The organism is Pseudomonas sp. N-1-13, from assembly GCF_057787095.1.
Genome location: NZ_JBYNRI010000001.1, coordinates 5,401,755 through 5,415,121 on the forward strand (window position 1 = coordinate 5,401,755; position 13,367 = coordinate 5,415,121).

General features: G+C 61.4%; 8 protein-coding genes. All 8 read right to left on the reverse strand.

Translation table 11 applies throughout. The annotated features are described in order from the left end of the window. Window positions 1-60: 60 nt before the first annotated feature. The gene (locus AC3I65_RS24240; RefSeq protein ID WP_305466893.1) at window positions 61-3,513 is read right to left on the reverse strand and encodes a GMC family oxidoreductase N-terminal domain-containing protein; all 3,453 of its coding nucleotides are present in this window, start codon (window positions 3,511-3,513) and stop codon (window positions 61-63) included. Window positions 3,514-4,638: 1,125 nt separating this feature from the next. Next, window positions 4,639-5,205 carry a GNAT family N-acetyltransferase gene (locus AC3I65_RS24245; RefSeq protein ID WP_488524230.1) on the reverse strand — a complete coding sequence of 189 codons (567 nt, stop codon included), beginning with the start codon at window positions 5,203-5,205 and terminating at the stop codon, window positions 4,639-4,641. 329 nt (window positions 5,206-5,534) lie between these two features. Further along, window positions 5,535-6,305 (reverse strand): electron transfer flavoprotein subunit beta, encoded by a 771-nt coding sequence (gene etfB, locus AC3I65_RS24250; protein WP_047230385.1) that lies wholly within the window; start codon window positions 6,303-6,305, stop codon window positions 5,535-5,537. Window positions 6,306-6,320: 15 nt separating this feature from the next. Then, on the reverse strand, window positions 6,321-7,541 hold the full coding sequence (etfA, locus tag AC3I65_RS24255) for an electron transfer flavoprotein subunit alpha (protein WP_305466895.1): 1,221 nt from the start codon (window positions 7,539-7,541) through the stop codon (window positions 6,321-6,323). After that, on the reverse strand, window positions 7,541-9,505 hold the full coding sequence (gene dgcB, locus AC3I65_RS24260) for a dimethylglycine demethylation protein DgcB (RefSeq protein WP_305466896.1): 1,965 nt from the start codon (window positions 9,503-9,505) through the stop codon (window positions 7,541-7,543). The genes etfA and dgcB overlap by 1 nt, the downstream gene beginning before the upstream one ends. A gap of 160 nt (window positions 9,506-9,665) precedes the next feature. Further along, on the reverse strand, window positions 9,666-11,726 hold the full coding sequence (gene dgcA, locus AC3I65_RS24265) for a dimethylglycine demethylation protein DgcA (protein WP_047230382.1): 2,061 nt from the start codon (window positions 11,724-11,726) through the stop codon (window positions 9,666-9,668). A gap of 15 nt (window positions 11,727-11,741) precedes the next feature. Continuing rightward, window positions 11,742-12,272: a 4-vinyl reductase gene (locus AC3I65_RS24270; RefSeq protein ID WP_003177589.1), complete on the reverse strand. Its 531-nt coding sequence runs from the start codon at window positions 12,270-12,272 to the stop codon at window positions 11,742-11,744. A 78-nt stretch (window positions 12,273-12,350) separates the two neighbouring features. After that, window positions 12,351-13,328, reverse strand: a complete 978-nt coding sequence (locus AC3I65_RS24275) for a dipeptidase (RefSeq protein WP_047230381.1) — start codon at window positions 13,326-13,328, stop codon at window positions 12,351-12,353. Between the last annotated feature and the right edge of the window lie 39 nt (window positions 13,329-13,367).

Consider the following 13,367-nt stretch of genomic DNA (forward strand, 5'->3'; position numbering starts at 1 on the left):
GAACCTGCGTACGGCACAAACCCCGTGTGGGAGCGAGCCTGCTCGCGATGCGATCTAGAACTAGCCCAGCGCCGTCTTCTCCAGGTGTTCAAGGATGATCGGGTACACATCCACCACCGCATCCTTGCCAAAAATGCAGTCGATGTGGCCGTAGCCCGGCACTTCGTGACGGCTGAACAGTTGCGGGCCGTGCATATCGCACAGTCGCTCGTAGGTCTTGAGGGTGCTTTGAGGGAGGTAGCACTGGTTCTCGGCGCCGCTGATGAAGCAGATCGGCAATTTCAACCGATCGAAATGCGGCATGTAGACGTCGTTGCCCTTGAAGTCCACCAGGTGCCCCTTGCGCACGATCAGCGCCAGGTGCTCGAAGGTCTGGATGTTCGACTCACCGAACAATTCATGCAGGTTGTCGTGCAGGGTTTCGTTGAGGGTGTCGTGGCGGTACAGCGATGCATACATGAACGTGATGCGGTGGCAGACCGGGTTGGTGCAATAGCCCTGGGCCTCGATCCGGGCATAACCGTTGAGAGCCTTGTCGTAGAGTTTGTTGAACCAGCTTTCCTTGGTGTCGGCGTAGGCCGTGAGGGACTTGATGCCGATGGCATCGAGCATCCCCGGCAAATGCAAACCGGCCTTCAGTCCGGTGGCGGTGGCAACCACCGTGTCGGCGGCAATCTGTGAGCAGACCACCGAGCGAACCCCTTGCAGCCCCGCCAGCATCGACATGAAGAACGTCGTCGCACCGTAGCAATGCACCACGCACTGCACGTCACGGGCCAGCGTGGCCTGCTGGATCTGCTCGATAGCAGCCTTGAAGTCGTGCTGGGCCACCTGGTCGCCGTTCCATTCATGCTTGCTGGCCGGCAGCAGGATGCTCACCCGCAAGTCCAGCAACCAAACGTCGTACTCGTGCTTGCACAGGTACTCCAGCAAGTTGGTCTGGATGGTGTCGGTGGAGAAAATATTCGACCCCACCCCCAGGCCATGCACCAGCATCACCGGGCCTTTGCTGCCCGCTTGATAGCGAGTCAGGCGTAGCTCGACGTTGTCCTCGGTCTGGAAGAAATGCACGGTCGGCGCCGGTGCGTCCAGTGGCCGCTTGCTGCGAGGCGGCGCGTCCGGATTGAAGTACACATCGCCAGCGAACACCCCGCCGTAGCTCTCCCACAAAATGCCGGCGAAGAACTTGCCGAAGCGGGCCAACGCTTCCACTCGCTCACGCTCGTTACGTGCGTTGAGCACTTTCATGGTGGTCATCTGCTTGGCGAAGTCGGCCGGCAGAATGTGCATCACCCCCGAGCCGATGACCTCGCCGCTCTTGTCCGGCCCGCGATACAGCGTGACATAGAGCGTGCTGGTGTCGTGCCAGATGTTCAGCACCCCGTTGTCCTCGGGTACGGTCTTGAAGGCGCTGAAGTAATAATCGCTGCCATCCTCGGCGGTCAGTTTCATGTCGTAGTTCATGTGCCGCACATCCACCTGTTCCTGGTATTGCTCGAACAGGTTGAACACTCCGTTGCTGGCGACCAGCGGCTTGGGCGAAAGCATCGGCGCATCCAGCGTACCCACCAGGGTGGCGGCGTGTTCCGGTTCCTTGATCAGGCGATTGAGATCGGCGGCAGTGATGGTCAGGGTGAATTCGATGGGCGAGTTATCGGCTTTGCCGCGCTTGGCCGCGGCTTCGTAAAGCGAAAGATCAGTGCCCTGAGGCTGGGTGAAGGCTGTGGAAAAGTAGCCCTTCATGGTTTCAGTGAACTGCACGCCAAGGGTCGGCGCCGCCACCGGTTTGCGCGGGGCCGAAGGCAGGGTGTAGTCGATGATCCAGCCACGATCGGCCGCCAGCAGCCCCATGTTGCGCTCGCTCACCGCCGAGATGGTCAACAACGGGTTCACCGCCAGGGAAGTCGGGATCACCGCACCGTCCGTCACGTACAGACCGGGATAGACATCCGTCCCGCTGGCACCACTGAACACCTGGCCCTTGTGGTTGACCACGCCTTGCGTCGCGTCTTCCCCCATCACGCAGCCGCCCAAGGGATGGACCGAAACGATGCTGTGCTTGAGCAGCTTGGTCCAGATCGGATTCTCGACCCAGATCCCGCCCAACGCCTTGGTGCTCTGGTGCAAACGCTCATTGCCCAGGGTCACGTTTTCCTGCTCGCCGACGCCGGGCCAGTCGATGCGCAACTGGTCCTTGTTGTCGAGCACCATGCGCCCCTTGCCGTTGTCGTGACTCATGATCAGGTACGTCTGCATGTTATGCAGCGCGCCGTAGTACGGGCCGCGCAGAAAGCTCTCGGCTTCCCGGGCCTTGTACTTGAGGCTGGCACCCAGGCCCGTGTCGGTGGGCACGCCGATCATCCCGGCGAACGCCGCCATGCTCGGCACCATGGGCCGACCGAGTGCGCCGGGGATCGAGCCTTCCTCGATGACCATGCGGCTGCGCCAGTCACCCTCGGTACGCATGTCGATGATCGAGGTGATGCACGGTCCCACCGGCTCCAGCTCCTTGGCCGAGTGGGCGCCGAAACCGATACCGTTGATGGTCTGGTCGCAGTTGTGGCCAAACCCGAGGATGTCGCCGTTGCCGCTCATGTTCTCGCCCAGTTGACTGGACATCGACAGGCCTTTGTCCCGGGAACGCAGCATGATCTCGGTAGAGCCCAGGGTGCCGGCGGACACCACCACGATGTCGGCGCGCACGAACAGGGTTGGCGCCGAGAACAACTCGCGACCGCTGTCCAGGTACTGGAAATGCACGATCCAGCCGTCGCCGTCGCGCTCCAGGTGCCGCACCTGGGCCTGACAGAAAATCTCCGCACCATGGTTCCAGGCATCCGGCAGGTAATTCATCAGCGTGGTGTTCTTGGCCTTGTTGTTACAGCCCGAGACGCAATCCCCACAGCCGTTGCACGGCAACTGCTCGACGCCGACGTGGTTGAGGTTGTTGGGCAACTTGTCGAATGTCACGTTGATGGGCGGTTTGTAGAAATGTGCGTCCTGCTTGAGATAACTCGCCGACTTGCGGTTGGCGTCGAGCTTGGGCAGGTTCGGCGCCGCATCTGGGTAAGGGTTGGGCTTGAGCATTTCCCGAGCCCGCGCATAACCGTCCTTGAGCAGCGTGTCGCAATGGTCACGCACCGCCTGCGGCCAGCGGGAGTCCTCGAACACACCGGGCTCCGGCTCCAGCGAAACGTTGGCATTGATCAGCGAAGTGCCGCCCAGGCCGCAACCGACCACCACGTTCTGCTGGGCGTTGACGTGCAGGTCGAACAGTCCGGTGCGCGACCCGATGTGACCGTCCGGGTCATGCACCTGCAACTCTTCGGTGGCCGCAAGCATGGTGTTGGGGTATTCGCCGGGCTGGATCTCCCGGCCCCGCTCCAGCAGACAAACCTTGCGCCCAGCCCGGGACAGGCGTGACGCAGCAATGCCACCGCCGTAGCCGGAACCAATGACGATAACGTCGTAATGCTCCTTGATTTCGCTAATGGGGGTCGAGATCCGTGTCATGTTCAAGTCCTCTCAGGCAGATGGGGCAACTCTGCGGTTGCCTGCAAATCGACAGGCGCACGAACGCCTGGCCACTATCCCGTACGGGTTGGAGCGGCAGTCAACGGTGTTACAGGGGAAACTCAGGGCTCAACGAGGCGCTATAGACGCGCACGCTGATTGGTGGCACGACGACGTCTGCGTTTGGGTAACCGGGTGGGAGGGGTCGGAGTACAGGTCGCAGCCGAGATCGGGTACCAGCAGGGGGGCTTGCTATCCATCATGCGTTCTCCCTGAACCAGATGTGGATAAAGTGGCGGTGTCCTTGTGCCATGAGTGAAGACAGCTGCCAGGGCCACGTCAAGGTGGATCCTTAGAACTGTATGAAATTTGATCTATAGCGTCTGGGCCTATACCCGCCGTGGCTCTTACGCTTTCGCAAACAAGTTATCCACATGTCCACCCACAGCTAATGGGGACAAGTGCCTCATTGCGACTGATTTTTTTAAGTAAAAGCTAAAGAAAAACCGTGACTTATGAACAAAGAGCGTTTCCTTTCCATATAGATCAAAAACTGATCAACCACCTGAAAGCCTTGTCTAGCGTGGCTTCTGGAGGAGAGCGAACACCTTATCCACAGAAGCGCCAACAGTGTTTGGGGGTAATTCTGACGGTTCTGTGGAAAACCGCGACTATGGCCGGTAAATCGAGGTTTTAGCGGAATTTTTCGGATAAAAATGATGAATTGATCATTTTATGATCAGCCCCATGAAAGCCCCGTTCCGTATGGCCTGTAGAGGGTAGCGAACATCTTATCCACAGAAGCGCCAACAGAGATTGGGGGCAAGTAGCGTCCTGCGCTCACGCTTATTCACAAACAGAATCGAGGAAAAACCGTGAGTTAGGCTGGTTGTTTTTTAAGCGCAGGCTTGGGGAGCTTGATCTGCGTGGGGTGTGGCGAGGGGCGAACAGGTTATCCACAGAGGCGCGCACAGGGATTGTGGGTAAACACATAACCCCTGTGGGAGCGAGCTTGCTCGCGATGACCGACTAGCCGTCCCCCTCATCGTTACCTGACAGACCGCTATCGCGAGCAAGCTCGCTCCCACAGAGGGCTATTGGCTCCAGAACAACCCGCCGTGACGGTTAAGGCCGATGCATCAAATACGCCTCCCCCGTCACCCGAATCAGCGGATGCGGGACGACCTGGCAGGTTTTGACGATGCCAAAACCGTGGCGCTCATAAAAGCGCCGGGCGCCAATGTTCGCTGCGTAGTCGATCAAACTGAGGCCTTTGAGCGCCAGTTGATCGGCACGTTGTTGCGCTCGCTCGAGAAAGCGCACGCCGAGCCCCTTGTTACGCCACCCTTCATGCAGGGCCAGGCTCGATATATAGAGGGTATCGGGGACTTCCATGTCGGCGTAGGGCGCCAGGATCGGATCAGTGACGGGAGTCGCCAGCGGATCCTCACGCGTCACGTAACAATGCATCATGCCGATGACCTGTCCGCCGGCTTCTGCAATAAGGCAGTTCTGGTAGGAAAAATCGACATCCTCACGGGCATAGCGAGCAGCCCCTACCTCCAGCAGATCCTGCCCGGACTCCGCCAGCTGGCTCCAGATGTAATCCGACGCGCCCTCTGAGGAAATCCGGAACAGACGAGCGATCTCCCGTGTATCCGTGGGCAACGCCGGACGAAATTCAACTTCCATTGATGTGGCTCCATTAGCTATCAAATAGCTTTTTTTAGGCGCAGGTTTGAGTCACGACAACATGCCAGGGCAGCGGTTTTATGGCTGGATGTTGCAGCGGGTCAGATTGGACGTTTTTTGAGCGAAGGCTTGAAAGGCCTGATTTGCGCGGTGTCTGGATAGGATCGAACAGGTTATCCACAGAGGCGCGCACAGGGATTGTGGGTAAACCTCAGCCCTTGTGGGAGCGAGCCTGCTCGCGATGGGGCCATGTCAGTCAACCTGGAGGTGAATGGAAGACCGCTATCGCGAGCAGGCTCGCTCCCACAAGGGACAAGGTGAGCCTGGATTTAGCGAACCACCCCTTCCTCAATCAGCAACTTGAGGATCGCCTCGGCGCCCGCCTCCGGGCTCACGCCTTTGAGCACCTGCCCACCTCCGCCGCTGGCCTTGGCCGTGGCGGCTTTCATGCGGTCGGCGCCGCTCTTGGCCTTGATCACTTTCAGGCGTTTGGGCCGTGGTTTGGCCGGTTGCAGGGTCGCCACCGCCAACAGGGCGTCGTCGATCACCTCGACTTCTTCAGCGTGCAACGCCCCGCGTCGGGCCGGGCCGTAGGCGCTTTGCCGGGGTTTGGGGGCCGCGTTATCCACCGTGGCGAGGAACGGCAGGCGCACTTTGAGACGTCGCCGCTGGCCGCGGGGCAAGGCTTGCAGAACCAAGGCTACGCCACTGTCGATGGATTCGACCTGGGCCAACCCCACCACCAGCGGCCAGCCGAGATTTTCCGCCAGCAGGAACGGCAACATACCTGAACCTTCGCCGGTTTCCGCCTGACTGCCGGTGAGCACCACTTGGGCTCCCGCGTCGCGCAGATAATCAGTCAGGGCCGGCAGTGCGTCGGCACCTGCGGGGTTATCCAGTACGTAGAGTTCGTCCAGACCCATGCCCAGATAGGCGCGCAGGGCCGGTTCAGCCACGTCGCCTGCGTGCAGCACTTGCAGGTCGTTGCCGGCCAGTTGCAGGCCCAGTTCCACGGCCCGCGCATCCTGCTCGGCGCGCCGGGGCCGACCGGAGGTGGGGTGGGCGCCGATGGACACCAGGCTGATCACTTGAGTACTCATGGTTGAATCCTTAGCTTAAGCCGCATCGCGCTTGGCTTCGTTGCGGTACGCCTCTACCGCCGCGATCAAGGCCTGGAGAATCGCCGCGCTGTCGCCAATCACCGACAGGTCTGCCCGTTTGATCATGTCGCAGCCCGGATCGAGGTTGATCGCCACCACCTTGTCGCAGGCGCCGATGCCCTGCAGGTGCTGGATAGCCCCGGAAATCCCCACCGCAACGTAGACCCGCGCCGTAACCCAGGTGCCGGACGCGCCAACCTGGCGATCCCGCGCCATGAAGCCATCGTCCACCGCTACCCGCGAAGCACCCTCGGTGGCGCCCAGGGCCGCAGCGGTCTGGTGGAACAGCGCCCAGTCCTTGACCCCGTTGCCGCCGGAAAAAATGAATTCGGCTTCGGCCATCGGGATCGCGCCCGGGTCCACCGCCACCGCGCCCAGGTCTTCGATGCGCGACAAGCTGCGGGCCACGCCTGTGGATAACTCCACCGGCAAGGCTTCGTGGCGGGTTTCGCTCACCGGTTCGGCGCATTCGGCCGCGGCCAGGATCAACCGCGCCAAAGGCCGCGCCAAATCTTGCAGGCCGGCACCGGCCCGGCCGATGCACTCCTCACCCTTGACCTGCCAGACCCGTGTGGCCGGGCGCTCGCCCAGGGCTGCGGCAAACCGCCGGCCCAGTTCGCCGCCACCGGTGCGGCTGTCAGGCAGCAGCCAATGGCGTGGGTTGAATTGGTTATCCACAGCCCGCAGACCCTGGACTCGCTGTTCCGGTGCATAACCGCTGAACGCCTCGCCTTCCAGTACCAGCAAGCGGTCGACACCGGCCGTGGCAAAGGTGCTTTCCTTGTGCTCGCCGAACACCACCGCCAGCACCGCGCCGTCGGCACCGGCCAATTGATGGGCCAGGCCCAGCAGATCGCGGTCGTGGCTGCTGAGACGACCGCCCACCATGTCTGGCACCACGCAGATATAAAACGCCGGTTGCGGCACCTGATGCAGCGGCAATTGCACTTCAGTTGCCGCGGTACGCTTGGTCGCGCCGCCCTGCTGGGCGCCGCTGCGGTCGATACGCTTGATGCCGTTGGGGCCGATGAATCCGACACCATGAACGTTCTTGCGGATGACACCGTTGGGACCCATCCAGCTGTGCTGGACCGGTTGCATGGCCGCGTGCAGTGGGTGCAGGCGGTTACGGGCGATCCACTCGGCGCGAGGGTCGCGGCGGATGATGTCGCTCATTAGTGCACCTCCGCAGGTTCACGTTTGGCCGGAACCGCTGGTTTGTTCGCAACCGCGTCTTCGAGCAGAGCGTCGGCCACCAGTTCAGCGATGTCCTTGATCATCGGGCGTGGCTCAACCACCCCCTCAAGCATCGCGGTGCACTGTGGACAACCCACTGCCACCAGTTCGGCGCCGGTTTCGCGGATGTCTTCCATGCGCATATCGGGGATACGCTGCTTGCCCGGAATGTCAGTGATCGGCGCGCCGCCGCCACCGCCGCAGCAACGGGAGCGGAAACCGGAACGCTGCATCTCCTTGATCTCGATGCCCAGCGCACGCAGCACCTGGCGTGGCGCCTCGTATTCGCCGTTGTAACGGCCCAGGTAGCAGGGGTCGTGATAGGTCACGCTGTCGCCCTTGTGCTGGCCGAGGTTCAGGGCGCCGGCCTCGATGACTTCTGCCAGGTAAGTGCTGTGGTGCTGCACCCGGTAGTTGCCATCGAAAGCGCCGTATTCGTTTTTCAGTACGTGGAAGCTGTGGGGGTCGCAGGTGACGATCCGGTTGAAGCTGTATTTGCCCAGGGTCTGGATGTTGCGCTTGGCCAACAGCTGGAAGGTCGCTTCATCACCCAGGCGCCGGGCCACATCGCCGCTGTCGCGCTCTTCGAGGCCGAGCACGGCAAAGTCGATGTTCGCCGCCTTGAGGACTTTGACGAAGGCGCGCAAAGTGCGCTGATTGCGCATGTCGAAGGCACCGTCGCCGACCCAGAACAGCACGTCGGTGGACTTCACCTCGCTGAGCAGGTTCAGGTTCAGGTCCGCCGCCCAGTTCATCCGCCCGCCCGGGGCGAAGCCGCCAGGGTTGTCGGTGGCGATGAGATTTTCCAGTACTTCAGCGCCCTTGTTCGGCGTGGCGCCTTTCTCCAGGGTCAGGTGACGACGCATGTCGACGATGGCATCGACGTGCTCGATCATCATCGGGCATTCCTCAACGCACGCCCGGCAAGTGGTGCAGGACCACAGCGTCTCGGCGTCCACTAGGCCGTTGACGATTGGCTGGTGTGGATTGCCGCTGTGTTCGCCCACCGGTTTACCCCTGCCGTCAAGGGATGGGTAGGGGCTGCCGGCGAATTTCGCATCGGTGCCGCCGGCCAGGCCGACGACCATGTCCTGGATGAGTTTTTTCGGGTTCAGCGGCTGGCCGGCGGCAAAGGCCGGGCACGCGGCTTCGCACTTGCCGCACTGCACGCAAGCGTCGAAACCGAGCAACTGGTTCCAGGTGAAATCCTTGGGTTTCTCAACGCCCAACGGTGCTGCGGGGTCGTTCAGGTCCAAAGGTTTGAGACCGGTTGAGCGGCCGCCACCAAAGCGTTCGGCGCGGCGGTGCCAGGCCAGGTGCAGGGCCCCGGCAAAGGCATGTTTCATCGGCCCGCCCCAGGTCATGCCGAAGAACATTTCCGACACACCCCAAAGCACGCCCAGGCCCAACAGCGCCACCAACACCCAGCCCCCGAAGTCGGCCGGCAAGATCCCGGCGACCGGCAAGGTCACCAGGAAAAAACTGATGGAGAACGCGAACAGGCTCTTGGGCAAACGCATCCACGGCCCTTTGGACAGCCGTGACGGTGGATTGCGACGACGCAGGGCAATGAAGATCGCGCCGCTGAACATCAGCAGCGTGGCGAACAGCAAGGCATAGCCCAGAATGCGGTTCTGCAGGCCGAAACCATGCACCAGAATCGCCAGCAGCGCCGCCAGCACAAAACCACCCGCCGTGGCGACGTGGGTGTTGGCGATGTATTTGTCCCGCGCCACCACATGGTGCAAATCCACCATGTAGCGCTTGGGCATGGCGAAAAGACCACCGATCAGGTCGACCTTGGACGGTCGCCCCCGGCGCCACATGTTCACCCGCCGCAAAGCGCCAAGGACCGCAAGGCCCAGGGCAGCGAACAGCAGGATGGGAAGAAGGGTGTTCAGCATGGTGAAGCTCCCAAAGACCTCAGGTCTTGCAGGTCGAGATGCCTTACTCGGTTCCTGTGGGAGCGAGCCTGCTCGCGATTCAGGCGCCGCGGTGCCTCAGGCAGACCGCGTTATCGTTCATCGCGAGCAGGCTCGCTCCCACAGGGCTATGTGCAAGCCGTTAGAAATCCTTGCACAACCGCAGCGCGTCGTAGATGGCGGCGTGGGTATTACGCTGCGCTACGCAATCACCGATGCGGAACAGCAGGTAACCATCGCCGCTCTGCTCCAGGCACGGTTGGGGCTTGATCGCGAACAAGGCTTCGACGTCGATCTGGCCCTTGTTGCGCGAACCTTCCTTGAGCGCGTAGTAGATTTCTTCATCCGGTCGCACGCCGTTTTCCACCACTACCTGATCCACCACGCGCTCTTCCTTGGCACCGGTGTATTCGTTCTCCAGCACCGCCACCAGCTTGTCGCCTTCGCGGTAGACCTTCTCCAGCATCATGTCCCCGGTCATGATCACTTCCTTGGGGTACATGCTGCGGTAGTAAGTGGGGAACGAAGTCCCGCCAATGGCCACGCCCGGCTTGATGTCGTCGGTAACGATTTCGACCTGGCTGCCCTTGTCGGCGAGGAAGTCGGCCACCGACATGCCGGTGAATTCACAAATAGTGTCGTAGACCAGTACGTTCTTACCCGGTGCAACCTTGCCATCGAGCACGTCCCAGCTGCTGACCACCAGCCCTTCGGCGGCGCCCCAGTGTTCGTTCTGCTCGAGGAATGGATGCCCGCCGACGGCCAGCACCACCACATCCGGACGCAGGTCCATGATGGTCGCCGCGTCCGCCGCCACGCCCAGGCGCAGGTCGACTTTCAGCCGGGCCAGTTCCAGCTGGAACCAGCGGGTAATGCCGGCGATCTGGTCCCGTTGCGGGGCTTTCGAAGCGGTGGTGATCTGCCCGCCAATGAATTCCTTTTTCTCGAACAGGGTCACGTCGTGGCCACGTTCGGCGGCCACACGCGCCGCTTCCATCCCGGCCGGGCCGGCACCGACGACGACCACTTTGCGCTTGGGCCCGGTGGATTTTTCGATGATGTGCGGCACGCCCATGTATTCACGGGAGGTTGCAGCGTTCTGGATGCACAGCACATCCAGGCCCTGGTACTGGCGGTCGATGCAGTAGTTGGCGCCGACGCACTGCTTGATCTGGTCGATCTGGCCCATCTTGATCTTGGCGATCAGGTGCGGGTCGGCGATGTGGGCACGGGTCATACCGACCATGTCGACGTAACCGCCCTCGAGGATCCGCGTGGCCTGGTTCGGGTCCTTGATGTTCTGCGCGTGCAGCACCGGAACCTTGACCACTTCCTTGATACCGGCGGCCAGGTGCAGGAACGGCTCCGGTGGATAACTCATGTTCGGGATAACGTTGGCCAGGGTGTTATGGGTGTCGCAACCCGAGCCCACAACACCGATGAAATCCAGCATGCCGGTGTCGTCGTAGTACTTGGCGATCTGCTTCATGTCCTCGTGGGACAGGCCGTCCGGGTGGAACTCATCACCGCAGATGCGCATGCCCACGCAGAAGTCGTCGCCCACTTCGGCGCGTACGGCTTTGAGCACCTCCAGGCCGAACTTCATCCGCCCCTCGAAGCTGCCGCCCCATTCGTCGGTACGCTTGTTGACCCGTGGGCTCCAGAACTGGTCGATCATGTGCTGGTGCACGGCGGACAGCTCGACGCCGTCCAGGCCACCGGCCTTGGCACGCCGTGCCGCCTGGGCGTAGTTACCGATCACCCGCCAGATTTCTTCCGGCTCGATGGTCTTGCAGGTCGCACGGTGCACCGGCTCGCGCACGCCGGACGGCGACATCAGGGTCGGCCAGTTGAAGCCGTCCCAGCGCGAGCGACGCCCCATGTGGGTAATCTGGATCATGATCTTGGCGCCATGCTTGTGCATGGCGTCGGCCAGGTTCTGGAAGTGCGGGATGATGCGGTCGGTGGACAGGTTCACCGAACTCCACCATTCCTGCGGACTGTCGATGGCAACCACCGACGATCCACCACAGATCGCCAGGCCGATGCCGCCCTTGGCCTTCTCTTCGTAATACTTCACGTACCGGTCGGTGGTCATGCCGCCGTCAGTGGCGTAGACCTCGGCGTGAGCGGTGCTGAGCACGCGGTTGCGGATGGTCAGTTTGCCGATCTGGATCGGCTGGAACATTGCTTCAAAAGCCATGGCGCGATCCTCGACTTACAACGGCTTGACGATGAACAGGCCGTCGTCGTGGCCTTCTTCGGAACCGCCGTAGACCTGCTCGGCCACGGTGCGGATCTTGCTGCCGCGAGCGGCGAGGATCTGGTCCATGGCGCCGGCAAACCAGCCGGTGAACATGTAGTCGACCTTGCGCCCGACCTTGCCGTACACGTAGACGAACGCCGAGTGTTCCAGCTTGACGCTGGCGGTGCCTTTATCCAGGTCGATGTCCTGGATCTTGAACAGGCCCCAACCGCGCTGGGACAGGCGCTTCATGTAGTGTTCGAATACCGCGACGCCTTCCAGGCCATGGCATTCGGCTTCTTTTTCACACCAGTGCCAGGCGGATTTGTAGCCGGCCTTGTAGAGAATCTCGGCGTAGGCGTCGGCGCCCAGCACTTCTTCGATGCCCATGTGGTTATTGACGAAAAAGTGCCGCGGCACGTAGAGCATCGGCAGGGCATCAGAGGTCCAGACACCGGTTTCACTGTCGACTTCGATAGGCAATTGAGGGGCGATTTTGGCCATGGAAACTTAACTCCGAAAATTCGTGGTATGCCTGCGGCGCTAATGGCCGCAGGTTAAGGATTCAGTGATGCGGCGGCTTTATTCGCCCCAGACGTCTTTCAGGACGTTGACCCAGTTCTCGCCCATGATCTTGCGCACCACCCGCTCTGGATGGCCGCGCTTGAGCAGCGTCTCGGTGAGGTTCGGGAACTCGCCCACGGTGCGGATGCCCAGGGGGTTGATGATCTTGCCGAAGCTGGTCAGCCGACGGGCATAGCCTTTGTCGTGGGTCAGCATTTCGAAGAAATCCTGACCGTGACCCTGAGTGAAATCGGTGCCGATGCCGATGGCGTCCTCACCGACGATGTTCATGGTGTATTCGATGGCCTCGGCGTAGTCGTCGATGGTCGAATCGATGCCCTTGGCCAGGAACGGCGCAAACATGGTCACGCCGACAAAACCGCCGTGGTCGGCGATGAACTTCAGCTCTTCATCGGATTTGTTGCGCGGGTGCTCCTTCAGGCCCGAGGGCAGGCAGTGGGAGTAGCAGACCGGTTTCTTCGATTCGAGGATGACCTCTTCGGAGGTCTTGGAGCCGACGTGGGACAGGTCGCACATGATGCCGACCCGATTCATCTCGGCGACGATTTCACGACCGAAGCCCGACAGGCCGCCGTCACGCTCGTAGCAGCCGGTGCCCACCAGGTTCTGGGTGTTGTAGCACATCTGCACCACGCCAACGCCGAGCTGCTTGAAGATCTCGACGTAGCCAAGCTGGTCTTCGAAAGCGTGGGCGTTCTGGAAGCCAAAGATGATGCCGGTCTTGCCTTGAGCCTTGGCGCGCTGGATATCGGCGGTGGTTTTCACCGGGATCACCAGATCGCTGTTTTCGCGGATCAGTTTCTGGCTGGCCACAATATTGTTGATGGTGGCCTGAAAACCTTCCCACACCGACACCGTGCAGTTGGCGGCAGTCAGGCCGCCCTTGCGCATGTCTTCGAACAGGTCACGGTTCCACTTGGCAATGATCAGCCCGTCGATAACGATGCTGTCGGCGTGCAATTCGGCTGGGCTCATCAGGCAGTCCCCTTTTGTCAGCGATTCATGCGCCGAATC